Here is a 20093-nt window from a genome sequence, read left to right on the forward strand (position 1 = left end):
TCCGTGACGCCCGCCCCGCCGGACGTCCCGCGGGGCGGCGACTCCCTGCCGTCAGGGCGTCGCCGTACCCCTCGGCTCCGCCCTAGGCGGTGTCGGCGAGTGTGCCGAGGTAGAGCTGGATGACCTTCGGGTCCTTCATGAGCTCGCGGCCCGTGCCCGTGTAGGCGTCCTTGCCCTGATCCAGGACGTACGCGCGGTCGCAGATCTGCAGGCACCGCCGGGCATTCTGCTCGACCATGATCACCGACACGCCCGCGCGGTTGATCTCGTGCACGCGGAGGAAGGTCTCGTCCTGCTTGACCGGGGACAGACCGGCCGACGGTTCGTCGAGGAGCAGCACCGCCGGGTCCATCATCAGGGCCCTCCCCATCGCGACCATCTGGCGCTCGCCGCCGGAGAGCGACCCGGCGCGCTGGGCTCGCCGCTTGCCCAGCTCGGGGAACAGCCCGGCGACGAACTCGAAGCGCTCCTTGAAGTCCTTGGGCCGCTGGTACATGCCCATCTGGAGGTTCTCCTCGATGGTCAGGGTGGCGAAGACGTTGTTGTTCTGCGGCACGAAGCCCACGCCGCGGCTCACGAGCCGGTTCGCCTTCAGCCCGGTGAGATCCTGGCCGCGCACCACGACGGTGCCGGAGTGGACCTTGACGAGCCCGAACATCGCCTTGAGCAGCGTGGACTTCCCCGCGCCGTTCGGGCCGATGATGCCGATCAGCTCACCCCGGCGGGCCTCGATGCTGCAGCCGTTGAGGATGTTCACGCCCGGGAGGTAGCCGGCGACGAGGTCCGTGACCTTGACGACGGAGTCGCCCTCGAATTCTGCCTCGGTCATCGCTTCGTCTCCTCATCCGTGTGCGTGGGTCCGGCGGCGTGCGCGCCGCCGACCTCGGTGACGCCGTGCCCGAGGATGCCCTCGTCCTCGGTGCCGACCACCGACTCGGCGTCGTGGGCCAGCTCCTCCTCCAGGCGCTCGATCCCGGTGGAGTCACCGAGGTCGACGTCGTGGTGGGCGCCCAGGTACGCGTCGATCACCGCCTGGTCCTTCATGACGATGTCCGGCGGCCCTTCCGCCACGACCTTGCCCTCGGCCATCACGACGACCCAGTCCGCGATGTGCCGGACCATGTGCATGTCGTGCTCGACGAAGAGGACGGTCATGCCCTCGGCCTTCAGGTTCTTGATGTGGTCCAGCAGCGACTGCGTCAGTGCCGGGTTGACGCCGGCCATCGGCTCGTCGAGCATCACGAGCCGCGGCCGGACCATCAGGGCCCGTGCCATCTCGAGGAGCTTGCGCTGGCCGCCGGAGAGCGAGGCCGCGTAGTCGTCGCGCTTGGTGTCGAGCTTGAACTTGGTCAGCAGGACCTCCGCCTGCTCGGTGATCTCGCGCTCACGTCCACCCCAGATGCCCTTGAAGAGCGCCCGGGCCAGGCTCTCGCCCGGCTGGTCCGTGGCGCCGAGCCGCATGTTCTCCATGACGGTGAGCTTGCCCATGACCTTGGTGAGCTGGAAGGTGCGCACCATGCCCATGCGGGCCACCTTGTGCGAGGCGACCTTGGCCAGCGGCTTGCCGTCGAACTCCCAGTCCCCACTGTTGGGGACGTCGAAGCCGGTCAACAGGTTGAACAGCGTGGTCTTGCCGGCGCCGTTCGGACCGATGAGTGCGGTGATCTTGTGGCGGGGGATCTCGAGGTGCTCGACGTCGACCGCGTTGATCCCGCCGAAGCTCCGCGTGACGTTCCGTGCGATGACGATGGGATCCCGCTTGCGGCAGCCCGGACGGGTCTCCTCCTCGGTGATCGGCGAGGCGTCGGTCATGTAGTCGTGGCCGCCACCGACGGCGTCCACAGGGGCGTCGGCGGCGTGCGCGCCGGCGGGCTGGGTGCCACCGGCGGAGGGTCCGCCCGGTGCGGGATTGCCGTGCTCGTTGTCGGAGGTCATGCGAACGCCAACTCCTTCTTGTTACCCAGGACGCCCTGCGGCCTGAAGACCATGAGCAGCATCAGTGCCACACCCACGAGGATGTAGCGCAGCTGACCCGCCTGCGAGTTGGACAGGAACGTGATGGCGCCGATCTCGATGGCGCCATACAGCAGCCCCTGCGTGAGGGAGAGGACCACCCAGAAGATCATCGCTCCGATGACCGGCCCGAGGACGGTGGCCATGCCGCCGAGGAGGAGGCAGGTGTAGAGGAAGAACGTCAGCTCCGTGGCGTAGTTGGCCGGCTGCACCGCGCCGCGCGGCAGGGTGAAGATGATGCCGGCCAGCGACCCGAGCACACCGCCGATGACGAGGGCCTGCATCTTGTAGGCGTACACGTTCTTGCCGAGCGAGCGGACCGCGTTCTCGTCCTCGCGGATGCCCTTGAGGACACGACCCCAGGGGCTCCGCATGAGGAGCCACACGACGAGGCACGCGACGATGACGACGGTCCAGCCGACGATGCGGATCCAGAGATCGCGCTCGTTCATGGCCAGGGGGCCGACGTTGTAGGTGCCCGGGGAGAACGGGTTGAGGGAGAAGAAGCCGCCCTCGAAGGCCGCGAGTCCGTTCGCGGAACCGGTCACGTCCGTGAGCCCGTTGGTGGTGACGATGTAGCGGATGATCTCCGCCGCGGCGATCGTGACGATGGCCAGGTAGTCCGCCCTGAGGCGCAGGGTCGGGATGCCGAGGACGATCGCGAAGACGACCGAGGCGAGGATCGCCACCAGGACCGCCACCGGGAGCGGCGCGTTGAACGTCAGCGTCGAGATCGCATAGCCGTAGGCTCCGACGGCCATGAACCCGGCCTGCCCGAAGTTCAGGAGGCCCGAGTAGCCGAAGTGGACGGCGAGTCCGAGGGCCGCAAGGGCGTAGGCCGCCGTCGTCGGGCTGATCAGCTCGCCGAAGGCGTTGATGAGGATGTTTCCGAAGTCCATGAAGAGTCCCTAACCTATGCGCTCTCGGCGGCCGAGGATACCCTGCGGCCGGAACAGGAGAACGAGAATCAAGATCAGCAGCGCTCCGACGTACTTGAGGTCTGCCTCGAGCCAGATCGTGGAGATCTCCACGAAGAGGCCGACGATGATGGAGCCGACGAGGGCGCCGAAGACCGTCCCCAGGCCGCCGAGCGTGACGCCGGCGAAGATGAGCAGCAGGATCTGCTGGCCCATGTTGTAGGAGACACCCGGCCGGTAGTAGGCCCACAGGACGCCACCGAGCGCAGCCAGCATGCCGCCGATGACCCAGACGATCCTGATGACGCGGTCGACGTCGATACCCGATGCCGCGGCCAGGGCCGGGTTGTCGGCGACGGCGCGCGTGGCCTTGCCGATGCGCGTACGCAGCAGCAGGAACGCCACGACCAGGATGATCACGAGGCTGACGACCAGCGACGTGAGGTTGTTGCGGGAGATGGACACCGAGCCGAGGTCGATGATCGGGCTCTGCGAACCCGGCAGCTGCTGCGTCGCACCGCCGAAGAAGAACTGGATGATGTACCGCAGGGCCAGGGCGAGGCCGATGCTGACGATCATCATCGGCACCAGGCCCGTCCCGCGCCGGCGCAACGGCTTCCAGAGCCCTGCATCCTGCACGTAGCCGAGAAGGCCTCCTCCGACGACCGCGAGGACGATCGACACCGCGATCGGCAGCCCCATCGCCGCGAAGGCGAAGGCGAGGACCGCACCGAGGGTGACCATCTCGCCGTGCGCGAAGTTGGTCAGTCCCGTGGTGCCGAAGATGAGGGAGAGGCCGACGGCGCTGAGTGCGAGGAGGAGACCGAAGCTGAAGCCCGCGAGGGCACGCTCGGCCAGCGTCTCGAGGAACGGCGTCTGCTGCGCGACGATGCCCTCGCCGAACAGGAACAGCGTCGAGGCGCTCGAGGTGTTGGCGAAGGTGACCTCACGCGGGTTCTCCTGGCCCTCCGCCAGGGCGATGCCCTCGGGCAGGGTCTCCTCGTCGATCGCCACCTCGTACGTCCCCTGCTCGGGTACGCCGATGCTCCAGGCACCGTTGGGACCGGACGTGGCCTCGCCGTCGAAGCCGTTGCCGGTCGCCGTCACGGTGACGTCCGCGATGGGGCCGTCGACGCCGCGCAGCACCCCGCTGATGCGATTGTCGAATTCCTGGGCCTGGACGCTCGTAGGGGTCTGCTGATGGACTGCCGTGGCGCTCATCGCGTGCGCGGGCGGGTGGGTGAACGCCTGCGCCGCGGGGGCGCCGACCAGCACGAGCAACAGGAGACCGAGCATCAGGAGCAACGACCTCCTGATCCGTGCAGGCGTCGATAGGGTGAACAAGATGGGAACCTCCACGGTGGGGGCAGACCCGGCGGCTGTGCACCGGGAGCAACAGTTGTGACGAGTGTCACGGACGTGGGGATCATGTTACTAGCGGCATGTTTCGACAATTCGCAAAAGTACCGGGACAAGGTAGCGATTCGGTAACGAAAGTTTTACCAAGGAGCCTTCCTGTTGTAATTCCGCAGCTCGACGGGAAGGCGTGCCGGTCGTCGAGGGAACAAAAAATGGGCCGGACCGTTGCCATTGGTAGGGTTGAACAACCACGCAGCCCCCTATTGGAGGACAAAGACACCATGGCACTTGGCGGTAATCCGGTCTTCAACGGAAAGACCTTCCGTTCCGCGACCCGAGGCAACCAGGCGGCAGGATTCGGCACCGCGACCTATGCCGGGCAGGCGGTCGCGAACCAGCAGCAGCTGGAGCACATGTACAACCAGCCGTCGGCGGGTCCGGCCCAGACCGGACGGATGACGTTCGACGACGTCATCGTGAAGACCCTGCTCTGCCTCGGCGTCGTCCTGGTCGGTGCGGCGATCCCAGCGTTCGTCCTGCCCGGGCTCGCGCTCCCCCTCATGGTGGTCGGAGCCCTCGGTGGATTCGTCCTCGGGCTCGTCAACGCCTTCAAGCGGGAGCCGTCTCCCGCGCTGATCATCGCGTACGCGGCCCTCGAGGGTCTCTTCGTCGGTGGCTTCACGATGTTCCTCGAGGCCCAGTTCCCCGGGATCGCGATGCAGGCCGTGCTCGGCACGCTCGTGGTCTTCGGCGTGACCCTCGCGCTGTTCAAGAGCGGCAAGGTCCGTGCGACCCCGAAGGCGATGAAGTTCTTCATGATCGCGATGATCAGCTACGCGCTGTTCTCGCTCGTGAACCTCGGGCTGATGCTGTTCAACGTCACCGACGATCCCTGGGGCCTTCGCGGCGCCGAGATCGCGGGGATCCCGGTCGGTGTGATCATCGGTCTCCTGGCCATCGGTCTGGCTGCATTCTCCCTGATCATCGATTTCACCTCGATCAGTGAGGGCGTCCGTCAGGGCGCGCCGATGAAGTACTCCTGGACCGCTGCTTTCGGCCTGACCGTCACGCTGATCTGGCTGTACGTCGAGATCCTCCGCGTCCTCGCGATCCTCCGCGGCAGCGACTGAGGCTCACGCACCTGGCTCCGGGCAGATCCGGGGCCGGAGCGCACTCCTACGACGAAGGACCCGCAACCGGAGGGTGCGGGTCCTTCGTCGTTCCCGGCCGGGATCCGACCGGGTCTGCTCTGCTCAGGCCACCCGCGCGGCGCCGGCGCCGGGAAGCACGCTGAAGATCACCGGGGACCGGAATCCGGCGGCGGAGAACGCACCTTCGACGGCGTCCCGGATGGCGGTGACGTCACCGACCCGCGCCAGCGCGATCGCCGCACCGCCGAAGCCGCCACCCGTCATGCGCGCCCCGATGGCTCCCGCGTCGAGCGCGGTGTCCACGGCGGTGTCGAGTTCGGCGCAGGAGATCTCGAAGTCGTCCCGCATCGATGCATGGCTCGCCACGAGGAGCGGGCCGATCTCCGCGGGTCCCTTCTCCCTGAGCACCCTCACGGTGTCCTCGACCCGGGCGTTCTCCGTCACGATGTGCCGGACGCGCCGGAACGTCTCCTCGTCCAGCAGCCCCGCGGCCTCCGCGAGGTCCTTGACGGACAGGTCCCGGAGCGCAGGGACTCCCATCAGCTCGGCGCCGAGTTCGCAGGAGCGGCGGCGGGCCGCATAGCCACCCGTCGAGTGCGAGTGGCTGACCCGGGTGTCGATGACCACGAGCTCCAGTCCGGCGCCCTCGAGGTCGAGCGGCACGAGCCGGGATTCGCCGGAACGGCAATCGAGGAACACGGCATGCCCCGCCTCGCCGAGCAGCGATGCGGACTGGTCCATGATGCCGGTCGGCGCCCCCACCATGCGGTTCTCGGCGAGCTGCCCGATGCCCGCGAGTTCCCGCCGGGAGATGCCGGCCTGTGCGAGGTCATTGGCGGCGACGGCCACGGAGCACTCGAGGGCGGCCGAGGAGGACAGTCCGGCGCCCACCGGCACCGACGAGTCCACCAGGAGGTCCATGCCCTGGATCCGGTAGCCCGACTGCTCCATCGCCCACAGGACGCCGAGCGGGTAGGCGGCCCAGCCGTCCACGCCGCCTTCCTCGAGGGTGTCGAGGTCCGCGGTCACGGGCGCCTCGTCCGGCGCAAAGGTCGAGGCGACGCGGACCAGGCGGTCGGTGCGCAGTGCCGCGGCGACGGTCGTCGAGTGGTTGATGGCGAAGGGGAGGACGAAGCCGTCGTTGTAGTCGGTGTGCTCGCCGATGACGTTGACGCGGCCGGGGGCGGCCCACAGGCCGTCGGGCTCCGTGCCGAACCGATCGGTGAAGGCAGCTGCGAGGTCGTGCGGTGTGGAGGTCATGCCTGGTCCTTCCGGGCTGGTGCAGAGCGTGGTGCCGATACCTGAACCGGCGTGAGCGGCGTGGCTGCGCGGAGCGCGTCGGCGACCTTCTCGGGGGTCGTGTCGTTGATGAAGGCGCCCATCGCCGCCTCCGAGCCGGCGAGGAACTTGAGCTTGTCGGCAGCCCTGCGCGGCGAGGTCAGCTGCAGGTGCAGGTAGCTCGCGGGGCGGAGCAGGTCATCGATCGGTGCCTGCTGCCAGGCGGCGATGTACGGCGTAGGAGTGGGGTAGAGGGCGTCGAGCCGGCCGAGCAGTTCGAGGTAGACGGTGGTGAGCTCGTCGCGCTCCTCGCCGGTGAGGCCGGCGATGTCCGCGACCTGGCGATGGGGGACCAGGTGCACCTCGAGGGGCCAGCGGGCCGCGAACGGCACGAAGGCGCTGAAGTGCTCTCCCTCGATCACCATGCGGTCACCGGATGCCCGCTCGGCCGCGAGGGCATGACCCATCAGGGTCTGCGTCCCGTCGGAAGCCTCGAAGAACGCGTGCGCCCGGGCGGCGAGTGTCGCCGCACGCGGCGGGATGAACGGGTAGGCGTAGATCTGGCCGTGCGGGTGGAGCAGGGTCACACCGATGTCGGCGCCGCGGTTCTCGAAGCAGAAGACGTGCTTGATGCCCGGCATCGCGGACAGGGCCTCCGTCCGGTGGGCCCAGGCGTCGATGACGGTCCTGGCCCGCTCGGGACTCAGCGACCCGAAGGACCCCTCGTGGGCCTGATCGAACGCGACGACCTCGCACCGGCCGAAGGCCGTCGTCGTCGTACCCCATTCCGGTGCGTCCGGCAGGTGGCCGAGGTCGGGGCCGAAGGAGGAGAACCGGTTCTCGAATACCACCACCTCGTAGTCGGAGGCGGGGATCTCGGACAGGTTCGCGGGCGTCGTCGGGCACAGGGGGCACTGATCAGCGGGGGGCAGATGCGTGCGCGACTGCCGGTGCGCGGCGACGGCGATCCACTCGCCGGACAGTGCGTCGAACCGGGCGGTGCCGGACGGGCCTCTCGGCGGGAGTCCGCGGGCATCGTGGACGGCGGCGGCGTCGCGGTGCCGCGCGGTGCTCTCCTCCCGCGCATCGAAGTAGATCAGCTCGCGCCCGTCGGACAGGCGGGTGGGGGTGATGTGGGTCATGGGCGTTCTTCCGGATCGGGGTCGGGGACGGGGTCGAAGAGGATGCGGGTCAGGGCGGTGTAGTCGTCACCGGGCGGATGGTCGGTGACGAGCACCGCGGCGGCGTTCAGCGGAGCCACGCGCGCGAGGCTCACGACTCCGATCTTGCTGGCGTCGGCGAGGACCACGAGTTCTCCGCAGGTCCGCGCGAACGCCTGGTTCGTGTCCGCCTCGGCGAGGTTGGGGGTGGTGATGCCTGAGGACGCGTCCACCCCGTGCGCCCCCATGAAGCAGAGGTCCGCCCGCAGGGAGGAGATGGCGCGCGTGGCGAGCGGACCGACGAGCGCCTTCGACGGCGTCAGCTGGCCACCCGAGAGCAGGACCTGAGGCCGGTCCCCGCCCGGCGTTCCGGCGTCGAGCCGGTGCAGTTCGTCCGCGAGCGGCAGCGAATTGGTGATGACGGTCAGGCCTGGCACCCGGGCCAGGAGGGGTGCGAGGGCGTAGGTGGTACTGCCGCCCGTGATCGAGACCGTCATGCCCGGGCTCAGCAGGGACACGGCCGCCTCGGCGATCCGCTGCTTCGCCTCCCCGCCACGGGTCCTGTTGACGTCGAAGCCCGCCTCCACGGAACTCAGGCTCCCCGGGCGGACGGCTCCGCCGTGGACCCGGACGAGAGCGCCCCGCGCCTCGAGGACGTCGATGTCCCGCCGGACGGTCATCTCCGACACGCCGAGGTCGAGGGCCAGGCCGCTGACGCGGACCGCAGGACTCCGGACCAACCGGTCGAGGATCATGGCGTGGCGTTCCGCTGCGAGCACGACTGTTCCTCCCGTCCTTTTTCTCCCGATCATCCGAACGAGTCCGCACGGAAACGAACAAAACCTATCATGACGCGTGACGCCACCACCAGAGCCGGGCGCTCGGGATCGGTGGGCGCAGTAGCATCGCTGCATGACCACGCCGGCCCCCGATGCCACCTCCGCCGTCACCTCCGCTGCCGTCTCCGACCCGTCGACCGGGCAGTCCCCGCACGCGCCCCGACCCGCCAGCGGCATCAATGTCACCCTGCGGTCGGGACCCGCCACCGCCGTCGTCGCGAGCCTGGCGGCAGCCCTGCGCTCCTACGAGTACGACGGCGTCGCGCTGACGGAGACCTGGGGCGATGCCGACATCCCGGCCGGAGGCGGCGGGATCCTCCTCGCGCCCTGGCCGAACCGCGTGGCGGGCGGGCGCTGGATGCTGGACGGGAAGGAGCAGCGGCTCGACATCACGGAGCCCTCGAAGGGCAACGCGAGCCATGGGCTGCTCCGCAACACCGGCTACCGGGCAGTGGACGTCGGGCCGTCGAGGGCCGTGCTCGAAGCGGAGATCTTCCCGCAGCACGGGTATCCGTTCCACCTGATGCACCGCGCCACCTACGAGCTGACGGAGGAGCAGCTGACCGTGACCCAGCACCTGAGCAACCTCTCGGCCACCCCCGCTCCCTTCGCACTCGGAGCGCATCCCTACCTGAAGATCTCCGGCGTACCCACCGAGGACCTGACGCTGACGGTGCGCGCGGACAGCCGGTTCGAGACCGACGAGCGATCCATCCCCACGGGCAAGGTCGCCGTCGCCGGCCAGTACGACCTGCGGCAGGGGCAGCGCATCGGCGACATCCGCTTCGACACCGCCTTCACCGACCTCGCACCCACGCGGGAGCGTCATGAGCATGTGATCTCGGCTCCCGACGGCCGCAGCGTCACCCTCTGGGCCGAGGCCGCCTTCGCCTACGCCCACGTGTACATCAGCACCAGCTACCCGGGCGTGGACACGGCCGTGGCGATCGAGCCCATGACGGCACCGGCCGATGCGCTCAACTCGGGCGAGGGTCTCCGGTGGCTGCAGCCGGGTGCCTCCTTCGCCGCTTCATGGGGCATACTGCCAGGTCTCGAATAGGGGAGGGGCCGGCCTTCTATGGAAGGATTGGCCCCATGCAGCGCCTCCCCGGAGCGAAACCACAGCGCGTGCTCCAGCGTGCTGTGAGCCGCGGCGCTGCGGCACTGCCCGAGCCCCTGCCGCAGCCTCCCACCGGGCTGCGTCCCCGGCGTGTCGAGGACCGGAGCGACGTCCCCTTCGCCCTCCGCGTCGCCGCCTCCTGGTCCTGGCGCCTCGGGCTCGTGATCCTCGTGGCAGGAGTGCTCATCTTCCTGCTGAGCCAGGTCTCCCTGCTCGTCATACCCCTCATGATCGCGGGTCTGGTCGCGGCACTCCTGATGCCGCTGACGAACATCCTGCGGCGTCGGCTGCCGAACGGACTGGCCGTCGGCGCGACACTGGTCACCTTCTTCGGTGTGATCACCGGTGCGCTGCTGCTCGTCGGCCAGCAGCTCGCCGTCGGGTTCGCCAGCCTGTGGAGCCAGGCGCGGGAAGGTCTCCAGCAGACGCTCGACAGCCTGGCCCAGGGTCCGCTCCGGCTCACCACGTCGCAGATCGACCAGTACCTCCAGGACCTCGGCGGTGCCGTGCAGAACAACAGTGCCTCGATCCTCAGCGGCGCCCTGTCCTTCGGCACGACCGCGGGGCACGTTGCGGCGGGGACCCTGCTCACGGTGTTCGCCCTGATCTTCTTCCTGCTCGACGGCGGTCGTATCTGGCGGTTCGTCGTCGGGCTCGCGCCCTCGAGGGCCCGCGCAGCCGTGGACGGCGCGGGCCGCCGCGGTTGGACGTCGATGGCGAGCTACGTCCGCGTGCAGATGCTCGTCGCGGCCGTCGACGCCGTCGGGATCGGGGTCGGCGCAGCCATCATCGGTGTCCCGCTCGCCCTGCCGCTCGGGGTGCTGGTCTTCCTCGGCTCCTTCATCCCGATCGTCGGCGCGCTCGCCACGGGATCCGTCGCCGTCCTGCTCGCGCTGGTGGCGAACGGCTGGGTGAACGCGCTGATCATGCTGGCCATCGTGCTGCTCGTGCAGCAGGTGGAGGGCCACATCCTGCAGCCCCTCATCATGGGACCCGCCGTCGCGCTCCACCCGCTCGCCGTCGTCCTCGCGGTGGCCGGAGGGACGCTGCTCGCAGGGATCCCCGGTGCGCTGTTCTCCGTGCCGGTCCTCGCGGTGCTCAACACGTCCGTCCGCTACATCGCGCACCGGGCCTGGGAGTACGATCCGGTCGTGACGGTGGAGGGCGGACCGTACACCGGTGGATCCGGGATTAGGGAGCCGGCGACGGCGGGGCACGAGAGCCCCGCAGCGCCGGCCAGCACCCCGGATCCCCGCGCCTCCGAGGCGCCCCTCCTCCAGGAAGAGACCGCACCGTGACCGACCAGACCGTCGCCCTCCGCACGAGCACCCCGGGTTCGCCCGACCCCACCCACGCCGGCAGCGCCGTCCGCACCCACCCCGACGCCGCCGTCCCTGCCCTCTCGGTCACGCTCGCCGACGTCGAGGCGGCCCACCGCACGCTCGACGGCGTCATCGCGCGCACACCCATCGAGCAGTCACGCGCGCTCGGACGGCTGACCGGGTCCACGGTGTCCTTCAAGTGCGAGAACCTGCAGCGCGCCGGATCCTTCAAGGTCCGCGGCGCCTACAACCGGATGGCGAAGCTGACAGAGGCCGAGCGAGCCCGCGGCGTGGTCGCCGCCTCGGCCGGTAACCACGCCCAGGGCGTGGCGGTGGCCGCCGCCCGCCTGGGCATCTCCGCACGGATCTACATGCCGCTCGGCGTCGCCCTGCCGAAGCTGGCGGCGACCCGCGGGCACGGCGCGGAGGTGATCCTGCACGGCCACACGGTGGACGAGGCGCTTGCCGAGGCGAAGAGGTACGCGGACTCCACCGGCGCCGTGTTCGTGCACCCGTTCGACAATGTCGACGTCGTGGCGGGTCAGGGCACCATCGGACTCGAGATCCTCGAGCAGGTGCCCGACGTCGACACGATCCTCATGGGTGTCGGCGGCGGCGGACTGCTGGCCGGCGTCGCCGTGGCCGTCAAGGCGCGGGCGAAGGAACTGGGCCGCGAGATCCGCATCATCGGTGTCCAGGCGGAGAACGCGGCGGCGTATCCGCCGTCCCTCGCGGCGGACGCGCTCGTCCCGCTCACCAAGGTCTCCACGATCGCCGACGGCATCGCCGTCGGCCGGCCGGGCCAGCTGCCGTTCTCGATCATCCGCGAACTCGTCGACGACGTCGTCACCGTCAGCGAGGACTCCCTGGCCCGCGCCCTGATCTTCCTGCTGGAACGCTCCAAGATGGTCGTCGAGCCGGCCGGTGCCGTCGGCGTGGCGGCCCTGCTCGACGGCAAGCTGACCGAGGACGGAGCCGATCCGGGGAACACCGTCGTCGTACTCTCGGGCGGCAACATCGACCCGATGCTGATGCTCAAGGTCATCCAGCGCGGACTCGCGGCGGCGGGACGCTTCCTCGTGGTGCGCATGCTGCTCGACGACCGGCCGGGATCCCTGGCCACCATCTCGCGCATCATCGCCGAATCGGATGCGAACGTGACCGGCGTGGACCACACGCGCGTGGGCGGGTCGATCAGCATGGGCGACGTCGCCATCACCATCAACATGGAGACCAAGGGCGACGAGCACTGCGAGCAGGTCCTCAGCAACCTGCGCGCCGAAGGCTTCCAGCCGGTGGTCATCCAGGGCTGATCGACGGCACCATGACACTCCTCGCGCGTCGCGCCCGCACGGGCCTGATCACCGTCCTCGGACTCGTCGGCGTCATGTGGGCCGTGTTCTTCCTGAATCTCCTGCTCGGCAACCGTCTCGTGCGGACGCTCGGGATCGGACCACGCGAGGTGGACGGACTCGACGGCGTCGTCTTCGGCCCGTTGCTGCACGGCGGCGTGGAGCACCTCGCGAGCAATTCCTTCCCGCTCGTGGTGCTCGGCTTCCTGGCCTTCCTCGAGGGCGCGCGGCGTTTCGTGGTCGCGGTCGGGATCAGCTGGCTCGTCTCGGGCCTCGGCACGTGGGTGTTCGGCGGGGGACTGACCATCGGTGCGTCCGGCGTCGTCTTCGGCCTGTTCACCTACCTGATCACGCGCGGCTTCTACAACCGGGACTGGAGGCAGCTCCTGCTCGCCGTCGTCCTCTTCATCGCCTACGGGTCAATCCTGTGGGGCGTCCTGCCGACCGTCGGCTCGAACATCTCGTGGCAGGCGCACCTGTCCGGGGCCGTCGGCGGGGTGATCGCGGCCTTCCTGCTCAAACGGAAGCGGCCCGCCCCGGTGGGGGCGGACCGCTTCGCGTCGGACCGGTAGCGCGCGGGGATCAGCCGGCGTACGGGGTCGCGGAGATGATCTCGACGGTGATCTGCTTACCGTTCGGCGCGGCGTAGGTGACGGTGTCGCCGGCCTTGGTGCCCTGGATCGCGGCACCCAGCGGGGACTTCTCGCTGTACACGTCGATATCGGTGTCGCCTGCGACCTCGCGGCTTCCGAGCAGGAAGTTCTCGACGTCGCCCGCGATCTTGGCGGAGACCATCATGCCGGGCTCCACGATGCCGTCGTCGGCAGGCGCCTCGCCGACGTGCGCGTCGTTGAGGAGTTGCGTGAGCTGGCGGATCCGGGCCTCGGACTTGCCCTGCTCCTCCTTGGCGGCGTGGTATCCGCCGTTCTCCTTGAGATCGCCCTCGGAGCGGGCCTGCTCGATGCGGGCCACGATCTCGGTGCGCCCGGGACCGGACAGGTGTTCGAGTTCGGCCTTGAGCCGGTCGTAGGACTCCTGCGTGAGCCAGGCGGCGGCGCTGTTCGTGGACACGGATAACTCCTTAGGTACGGCCTCCGCCTGGTGCGGCGTGGCTCATGGTCGCTCCGCCGGCGGTGACACGGGGTCACCGCCCGGCAAGCAAACACCCCGCCTCGTGGGACCGGTTGCCCGGTACGCCGGTGAAGCGGGGCGATACGTATCCGTTCATTCTAGAGCGGGGCGGGCCAGAACCCAAGAAGTGCCGGTCTCTAGCTCAGTCCTCGACGACCCAGCAGGCGTTGACGCCACCGGAGACGCCCGGCGAATCCGTCCGCACGTCCGTCCGGTGCGCCGTGGTGCCGCCGCCGTTGGCGCCGTCGTCCGCGCTGTTCGGTCCGATGGTCACGACCGTCCAGCCGACCACCGCATAGTTCTCACTGAGGACCTGCACCGCGCACTGGGCCGTGGCCGCGCGGTCCTTGGTGACCTCGAAGTCCACGCTGGCCCGTCCGTCGCCGATCAGGGCGAACCCCACATCCTTGGAGGACACCTCGGGGCTACCCGTCGTCAGGGCGACGGCGGCGACGGCCGCCACGGCGGCGAGGAGCACGGCGACGACCAGCGTCCGCACGCGGCCGAGGGGTTTCCTCGGCTTTGGGGTGCCGTAGCGATTGGCTACTCTTGGTGGTGGCGCATAGGAGGAGCTCACCCCTCCATTTTACCGCCCACCGATGGCGTCCCGATCCGGTCGCCGTCCCACTCGCAGAGCCAGGAGCACGTGTTGCCAAGCCACGATCAATCCCGTGTGTCCCGCGAGGGCTTCCGCCTCCTCGCGGTCCATGCCCACCCCGACGACGAATCGAGCAAGGGTGCGGCCACCATGGCCGGCTATGTCGCAGCAGGTGCGGAGGTCATGGTGGCCACCTGCACGGGTGGCGAGCGGGGAGACATCCTGAACGCCGCCATGAACGACGATCCGCGCGGTAAGCGGGATCTGCCCGGGCTGCGACGGGTCGAGATGGCGAACGCCGCCGCGGAGCTCGGCATCCGGCAGCGCTGGCTGGGATTCACGGACTCAGGCCTGCCCGAGGGGGATCCGCTGCCGGACCTGCCGTTCGGGTGCTTCGCCCTCCAGCCCCTCGAGCGTGCCGCGGCGCCTCTGGTGAAGCTGGTCCGCGAGTTCCGCCCGCACGTGATCATCAGCTACGACGAGAACGGCGGGTACCCGCACCCCGACCACATCATGGCGCACCGTGTCGCCGTGGAGGCGTTCGAGGCCGCGGCGGATCCCGCCCGCTATCCGGGGACCGGTGAGGCGTGGGGCACGTCCAAGCTGTACTACGACCGCGCCTTCAACCCCGAGCGTTTCCGAGCGCTGCACTTCGCGCTGGAGGAGGCCGGGCTGCAGTCGCCGTACGCGGAACGCCTGGCGCAGTGGCTCGAGGCCGACGCCGAGGGCCACCAGCCCCCCGTCCCCGTCCACCCCACCACCACGCAGATCGACTGCGGCGACTACTTCGGTCACCGGGAGCGGGCCCTGCTGGCCCATCGCACGCAGGTGGATCCTGAGGGCTTCTTCTTCGCCGTGTCGGTCGAGATGCAGCAGAAGGTGTGGCCCTGGGAGGACTATTCGCTGATCACCTCGAGGGTGGAGACGCAGCTGCCCGAGGACGACTTCTTCACCGGCATCACCGCCGGTTCCTAGGCCCCGCAGAATTTCTATCGAGCATAGAATTGCAGGCGGCGGATCACCCCGGCCCGCTGCGAGCTCCGAAAGTGGTACCTGTGTTCCTTGATCTCCGCCTGGCCGCGACGACCACGCCCTCGGGCGACCCGACCCTGCGGCCGGGGCTCGACCCCGCGTCGGTGACCCCGGGTACCCTCGGCTTCCTCGCGACCCTGTTCATCGTGGTGCTGGTGATCTTCCTGATCCGGGACATGGTCAAGCGCATCCGCCGCGTGCGCTATGCCGCAGAGGTGGAGCAGGCGCGCGCGGAGCGCACCGGACGCACCGGTGATCGTCCTGCAGAGCCGGGTGCGTCGTCGACCACCGACGGACCTGGCGACGGGCCCGCCGGTGGAGCTGCGGGACCTGCCGGCGGATCCTCTGAGCGCCGGGACGGGCCGGACCGGCCGATGCCCGGCGGGAAGCACGGCCCCGACCGCCAGGGGTAGTGGCGGTCAGCCCCCGACCGGCTGCAGGACGGCGCGCATGATCGCGATGAAGTGCGCCGCGAAGGCTGCGACGGTGAAGGCGTGGAACAGCTCGTGGAATCCGAAGACCCGCAACGAGAAGTTGGGTCGCTTGATGCCGTAGAACACCGCTCCCGCGATGTAGAGGGCACCGCCCACGCAGATCAGGATCCCGGCCGCGAGGTCGGCGGCGAAGAAGTCCGGCATGTAGAAGACCGAGCCGAGCCCCAGTGCCACGTAGATCGGCACGTACAGCCAGCGGGGTGCGTCCACCCACAGATTCCTGAAGAGGACCCCGGCGATCGCCCCGCTCCAGATGATCCACAGCAGCATCTCGGCCTTGCCGCGTTCCAGCAGCGCCCACGCGAGCGGCGTGTAGGACCCGGCGATGACCAGCATGATGTTCGTGTGGTCCAGTCGCTTGAGGACCACCCTCACCCCGGGGCTCCAGTTGCCGCGGTGGTAGACAGCGCTCACGCCGAAGAGCAGGATGCCCGTCAGGGCGTAGATGCCGGATGCCACCTTCAGCCCTGGCGTCGGTGCGAGGGTGATCAGCACGATCCCGGCGGCGATCGCCAGCGGAGTGGCGACGGCGTGGATCCAGCCCCGCCACAGCGGCTTGGTCGCCAGGGCATCGGCGAGCGGACCGGTCACCGAGGCGACGGTGTCCTGCAGGGTCGAGGGACGCGCATCGACGGGTTCCGAGGGGCCTGGGGCAGGGACCGGAGGGCGCGGGGTCATCCCCGGATTCTAGCCCACCGCGCCTGATGCCACCCGGCGGTAGCCCTGCCCGCGGCCCCCACGCTCGGCAGGAGTGCAGCCCTTTGTCAGCCAACTGCCGGTACGGTAGGGACAGGTGCGCGGGGCGGATTCGTCCTGCGGGATGTGCAGCCTCCGGCCGGACCGGAGCGGGACCAGGGGAGGGCAGCCGGGCGTGACGTGGAACTTCCCCGAGGTCGGCTACAGCTTCTACGAGCGCAGGCTCCAGCGGAACCTCGCTCCCGAGCGGATCCCGCACCACATCGGCGTCATGGTGGACGGCAACCGGCGCTGGGCCAAGCTCGCGGGGGCTCCGACCAGTCACGGGCACCAGGCCGGGGCGGACAAGATCCACGAGTTCCTCGGCTGGTGCGAGGAACTCGGAGTCGACGTGGTGACGCTCTACATGCTGTCCACGGACAACATGGGCCGCCCCCAGGAGGAGATCGACCAGCTCCTGGACATCATCGCCAACACGCTGGACCGCCTCGGCGAGAGCAATCGTGTCCGTGTGCAGCCCGTGGGAGCGCTCGACCTCCTGCCCGAGGACCTCGGCGCGAAGCTCGTGAGCCTGGCGGCCTCCACCGCGACCATCGACGGCCTGCACGTGAACGTCGCCGTCGGCTACGGGGGGCGTCGTGAGATCGTGGATGCCGTCAAGGAACTCATGCGCGATGCCGCGGGCAAGGGGGCCTCGCTCGAGACCCTGGCCGAGGAACTGACCGACCAGCACATCTCCTCCTTCCTCTACACGCGCGGCCAGCAGGATCCGGACCTCGTGATCCGGACGTCGGGCGAGCAGCGCCTGTCCGGATTCCTGATGTGGCAGAGCGCCTACAGCGAGTTCTACTTCTGCGAGGCGCTGTGGCCGGATTTCCGGCGCGTCGACTTCCTCCGGGCCCTGCGGGATTTCGGTCGCCGGCAGCGCCGCTTCGGATCCTAGTGTTCACCGGGTCTTGACCTCCGACACGCTGGACAGGACCTGTGTCACGCGGCTCGACGGCGTAGGGTCGAGCCATCGACGGCAGCCCAGAACCGTCGACGGAAGGCCGCTGATGACGCCGACGATGCTGACAGGCATCTCGTACGAGTCGGGGAGGCCGCGTCCGGCCTCCCGGCCGGAACGCACCACCCCAACCCTACGAATTCGGGGTGTGCCCACCCCGGAGCGGAGTCCACGTGGCCACACCGATCACCTCCCAGCAGGACCCCACCACCGGTACCGCCGCGCACATGGCGCATGACACCGGCTCCGCTTCCACCTCACGCCGGAGCTACGTCATCGACACTTCTGTCCTGCTCTCGGATCCCCGCGCGGTCCTGCGGTTCGCCGAGCACGAGGTGATCCTGCCCGTCGTCGTCATCAGTGAGCTCGAGGGCAAGCGGCACGATCCGGAGCTGGGGTACTTCGCGCGGAAGGCGCTGCGCCTGCTCGACGATCTGCGCGTCGCGAACGGCGGTCTCGACCGGGACGTGCCCCTCGGCGACGAGGGCGGCACGCTGCGTGTCGAGCTGAACCATGTCTCGGCGGAGGTCCTGCCCGTGGGGTTCCGCAGCGGGGACAACGATGCCCGGATCCTCGCCGTGGCAAAGAACCTGTCCGTGGAGGGAAGGGCCGTCACCGTCATCTCCAAGGATCTGCCGATGCGGGTCAAGGCGTCCGCGATGGGTCTGCAGGCCGACGAGTACCGCAACGAGTTCGTGAAGGACTCCGGCTGGACCGGCGTCGCCGAGCTCGACGCGACCGTCGAGGAGGTCAATGCCCTGTACGACCACGAGGCCGTCTTCGTGCCGGCCGGCGCCGAGCAGCCGGTCAACACAGGTGTCATCATGCTCTCACCGCGCGGCTCCGCCCTGGGGCGCGTGGGTGCGGACAAGCAGATCCGGCTGGTCCGCGGCGACCGCGACGTCTTCGGACTGCACGGACGGTCCGCGGAACAGCGCCTGGCGATCGACCTGCTCATGGATCCGGACGTGGGGATCGTCTCCCTGGGTGGCCGCGCGGGAACCGGAAAGTCCGCCCTGGCCCTGTGTGCAGGCCTCGAAGCGGTCCTGGAGCGTCGGGAACACCGCAAGGTGGTGGTCTTCCGGCCGCTCTACGCCGTGGGCGGCCAGGAACTCGGTCACCTGCCCGGGAGCGAGAACGAGAAGATGAACCCCTGGGCGCAGGCGGTCTTCGACACGCTCGGGGCCCTCGTGTCCCAGGAGGTCGTCGAGGAGGTCATGGACCGCGGGATGCTGGAGGTGCTGCCGCTCACGCACATCCGCGGACGCAGCCTGCACGACTCCTTCGTGATCGTCGACGAGGCGCAGTCACTCGAGAAGAACGTGCTGCTCACCGTCATGAGCCGCATCGGGCAGAACTCCAAAATCGTCCTGACGCACGACGTCGCCCAGCGGGACAACCTGCGCGTCGGCCGGCACGACGGCATCGCCGCCGTCGTGGAGACGCTCAAGGGGCACCCGCTCTTCGGCCATGTCACCCTGACGCGATCCGAGCGCTCGCCGATCGCGGCCCTCGTGACGGAACTCCTCGAGGGCGCCGAGATCTAGATGGTGGCGGGGCGGGCCTCCTGTCCACAAGGGTGCGGGCAGGGGGCGACGCCGTCTGGGGTCCCGTAGCGTGGGGGCGTGATCACCGCACTCGCCGCGTATCCGGGGGACGCGCCCGTCGCCTTCGGGCTGCTGGTCGCGGCGCTCACCGCCTTCGTGGTCGTCGGCGTGCGCCTGAGCGTGATCGACGGCCGCACGCACCGGCTCCCGAACGGCATCGTCCTGCCGTCCTACCCCGCGGCGGCCCTCCTGCTCTCAGCGGCCGGTGGGAGCGCGGGTGAGTGGCACCGGGTGCTCGGCATGCTCGGCGGGGCGGCCGTGCTCTGGCTGGCCTTCGGGGCGCTGCACCTGCTGTACCGGCAGGGACTGGGCTTCGGCGACGTCAAGCTGGCCGGGCTGCTCGGTCTCTACCTGGGTTTTGCGGGCTGGGCCGCGGTGTGGTGGGGTCCGTTCCTCGCGCTCCTCCTCGGGGGCGCGTGGAGCCTTGTCCTCGTGGTCACCCGGAGGGCCACGCTGCGCTCCACGGTGGCCTTCGGTCCGTTCCTCGTCGCGGGTGCGGCGCTCGCGCTGGCTGTACTACCCTGACAGCCGTGCCCACTCCAGACTTCGTCCTCGCCCTCCGCAGCAAGATCGGCCATGATCCGCTCTGGCTCCCCGGCGTGGGCGGCGTGGTGTTCGACGGCGACGGCCGGGTCCTCCTCGGCCAGCGCGCCGACAACCGGGCGTGGACCATCATCACGGGCATGGTGGATCCGGGGGAGGAACCCGCCGTCGCCCTGCGCCGCGAGGTCGAGGAGGAGACGGGGGTCCTCGTGGAGGTGGAGCACCTGCTGGACACCGGCGTCGTCGGGCCCATCACGTTCCCGAACGGGGACGTCTGCACCTTCCTGAACCTCGACTTCCGGTGCCGAGCGATCGGCGGGGAGGCGCGCGTCAACGACGATGAGTCACTCGACGTGCAGTGGTTCCACCTCGACGACCTGCCGGACCTCAATCCGAGGCACAGGGCCCTCGTCCTGGGCGCCGGGGACTTCGACGGCCGAACCCGGTTCGTGTCCTGATGAGGCGGCGCCGGGCG

The 20093-nt window shown here is 69.5% G+C and carries 21 protein-coding genes; 11 read left to right on the top strand and 10 right to left on the bottom strand.

Annotated elements, in window-relative coordinates:
- Positions 1-82: 82 nt before the first annotated feature.
- From ACTIMO_RS07755 to ACTIMO_RS07770, 4 genes are all read right to left on the bottom strand, one after another.
- A complete protein-coding gene (locus ACTIMO_RS07755) occupies positions 83-829 on the bottom strand; it encodes an ABC transporter ATP-binding protein (RefSeq protein WP_055770124.1) in 747 nt (248 codons plus the stop codon).
- On the bottom strand, positions 826-1812 hold the full coding sequence (locus ACTIMO_RS07760) for an ABC transporter ATP-binding protein (RefSeq protein WP_082471468.1): 987 nt from the start codon (positions 1810-1812) through the stop codon (positions 826-828). The genes ACTIMO_RS07755 and ACTIMO_RS07760 overlap by 4 nt, the downstream gene beginning before the upstream one ends.
- A 119-nt stretch (positions 1813-1931) precedes the next feature.
- Complete coding sequence (locus tag ACTIMO_RS07765) at positions 1932-2912, bottom strand: branched-chain amino acid ABC transporter permease (protein ID WP_055770127.1); 981 nt, start codon at positions 2910-2912, stop codon at positions 1932-1934.
- Positions 2913-2921: 9 nt separating this feature from the next.
- The gene (locus tag ACTIMO_RS07770) at positions 2922-4226 is read right to left on the bottom strand and encodes a branched-chain amino acid ABC transporter permease (RefSeq protein ID WP_082471469.1); all 1305 of its coding nucleotides are present in this window, start codon (positions 4224-4226) and stop codon (positions 2922-2924) included.
- 344 nt (positions 4227-4570) lie between these two features.
- Here ACTIMO_RS07770 and ACTIMO_RS07775 point away from each other — a divergent pair, with 344 nt between their 5' ends.
- Positions 4571-5419 carry a Bax inhibitor-1/YccA family protein gene (locus ACTIMO_RS07775; RefSeq protein ID WP_422391484.1) on the top strand — a complete coding sequence of 283 codons (849 nt, stop codon included), beginning with the start codon at positions 4571-4573 and terminating at the stop codon, positions 5417-5419.
- A gap of 123 nt (positions 5420-5542) precedes the next feature.
- Here ACTIMO_RS07775 and galK read toward each other — a convergent pair whose 3' ends face one another.
- From galK to ACTIMO_RS07790, 3 genes are read right to left on the bottom strand one after another with little or no spacing between them, the layout of a single operon-like run.
- Positions 5543-6700, bottom strand: a complete 1158-nt coding sequence (galK, locus tag ACTIMO_RS07780) for a galactokinase (protein ID WP_448182028.1) — start codon at positions 6698-6700, stop codon at positions 5543-5545.
- Complete coding sequence (gene galT, locus ACTIMO_RS07785; protein ID WP_448182029.1) at positions 6697-7860, bottom strand: galactose-1-phosphate uridylyltransferase; 1164 nt, start codon at positions 7858-7860, stop codon at positions 6697-6699. The genes galK and galT overlap by 4 nt, the downstream gene beginning before the upstream one ends.
- Positions 7857-8657, bottom strand: coding sequence for a DeoR/GlpR family DNA-binding transcription regulator (locus tag ACTIMO_RS07790; RefSeq protein ID WP_448182030.1), 801 nt, complete (start codon positions 8655-8657; stop codon positions 7857-7859). The genes galT and ACTIMO_RS07790 overlap by 4 nt, the downstream gene beginning before the upstream one ends.
- Positions 8658-8790: 133 nt before the next feature.
- On the opposite strand from ACTIMO_RS07790, the gene ACTIMO_RS07795 reads away from it, so the two are divergent.
- From ACTIMO_RS07795 to ACTIMO_RS07810, 4 genes are read left to right on the top strand one after another with little or no spacing between them, the layout of a single operon-like run.
- Positions 8791-9777, top strand: coding sequence for an aldose 1-epimerase family protein (locus tag ACTIMO_RS07795; protein WP_448182031.1), 987 nt, complete (start codon positions 8791-8793; stop codon positions 9775-9777).
- Between the two features lie 35 nt (positions 9778-9812).
- Positions 9813-11135, top strand: coding sequence for an AI-2E family transporter (locus ACTIMO_RS07800; RefSeq protein ID WP_448182032.1), 1323 nt, complete (start codon positions 9813-9815; stop codon positions 11133-11135).
- Positions 11132-12472 (top strand): threonine ammonia-lyase, encoded by a 1341-nt coding sequence (gene ilvA / locus ACTIMO_RS07805; protein ID WP_448182033.1) that lies wholly within the window; start codon positions 11132-11134, stop codon positions 12470-12472. The genes ACTIMO_RS07800 and ilvA overlap by 4 nt, the downstream gene beginning before the upstream one ends.
- Positions 12473-12483: 11 nt before the next feature.
- On the top strand, positions 12484-13083 hold the full coding sequence (locus ACTIMO_RS07810) for a rhomboid family intramembrane serine protease (protein WP_448182034.1): 600 nt from the start codon (positions 12484-12486) through the stop codon (positions 13081-13083).
- A 10-nt stretch (positions 13084-13093) separates the two neighbouring features.
- On the opposite strand, the gene greA is transcribed toward ACTIMO_RS07810, so the two are convergent.
- A complete protein-coding gene (greA, locus tag ACTIMO_RS07815; protein ID WP_055770150.1) occupies positions 13094-13582 on the bottom strand; it encodes a transcription elongation factor GreA in 489 nt (162 codons plus the stop codon).
- Positions 13583-13784: 202 nt separating this feature from the next.
- Complete coding sequence (locus ACTIMO_RS07820) at positions 13785-14219, bottom strand: DUF4307 domain-containing protein (protein WP_235498739.1); 435 nt, start codon at positions 14217-14219, stop codon at positions 13785-13787.
- Between the two features lie 72 nt (positions 14220-14291).
- Here ACTIMO_RS07820 and mca point away from each other — a divergent pair, with 72 nt between their 5' ends.
- Both mca and ACTIMO_RS07830 read left to right on the top strand, forming a co-directional pair.
- Positions 14292-15215, top strand: coding sequence for a mycothiol conjugate amidase Mca (gene mca, locus ACTIMO_RS07825; protein WP_448182035.1), 924 nt, complete (start codon positions 14292-14294; stop codon positions 15213-15215).
- An 80-nt stretch (positions 15216-15295) separates the two neighbouring features.
- Complete coding sequence (locus tag ACTIMO_RS07830) at positions 15296-15685, top strand: hypothetical protein (protein WP_448182036.1); 390 nt, start codon at positions 15296-15298, stop codon at positions 15683-15685.
- Between the two features lie 6 nt (positions 15686-15691).
- On the opposite strand, the gene trhA is transcribed toward ACTIMO_RS07830, so the two are convergent.
- Positions 15692-16444, bottom strand: a complete 753-nt coding sequence (gene trhA / locus ACTIMO_RS07835; protein WP_082471416.1) for a PAQR family membrane homeostasis protein TrhA — start codon at positions 16442-16444, stop codon at positions 15692-15694.
- A 193-nt stretch (positions 16445-16637) separates the two neighbouring features.
- Between trhA and ACTIMO_RS07840 the strand changes: the two genes are divergently transcribed.
- The 4 genes from ACTIMO_RS07840 to ACTIMO_RS07855 all read left to right on the top strand — a co-directional run bounded on the left by ACTIMO_RS07840 (position 16638) and on the right by ACTIMO_RS07855 (position 20076).
- A complete protein-coding gene (locus ACTIMO_RS07840; RefSeq protein WP_055770156.1) occupies positions 16638-17405 on the top strand; it encodes an isoprenyl transferase in 768 nt (255 codons plus the stop codon).
- 290 nt (positions 17406-17695) lie between these two features.
- Positions 17696-19015 carry a PhoH family protein gene (locus tag ACTIMO_RS07845; protein ID WP_448182106.1) on the top strand — a complete coding sequence of 440 codons (1320 nt, stop codon included), beginning with the start codon at positions 17696-17698 and terminating at the stop codon, positions 19013-19015.
- A 78-nt stretch (positions 19016-19093) separates the two neighbouring features.
- Positions 19094-19600: a prepilin peptidase gene (locus ACTIMO_RS07850; protein WP_448182037.1), complete on the top strand. Its 507-nt coding sequence runs from the start codon at positions 19094-19096 to the stop codon at positions 19598-19600.
- A gap of 5 nt (positions 19601-19605) precedes the next feature.
- Positions 19606-20076, top strand: a complete 471-nt coding sequence (locus tag ACTIMO_RS07855; protein WP_448182038.1) for an NUDIX hydrolase — start codon at positions 19606-19608, stop codon at positions 20074-20076.
- Positions 20077-20093 lie beyond the last annotated feature (17 nt).

This window comes from Arthrobacter sp. CP30 (assembly GCF_053470025.1).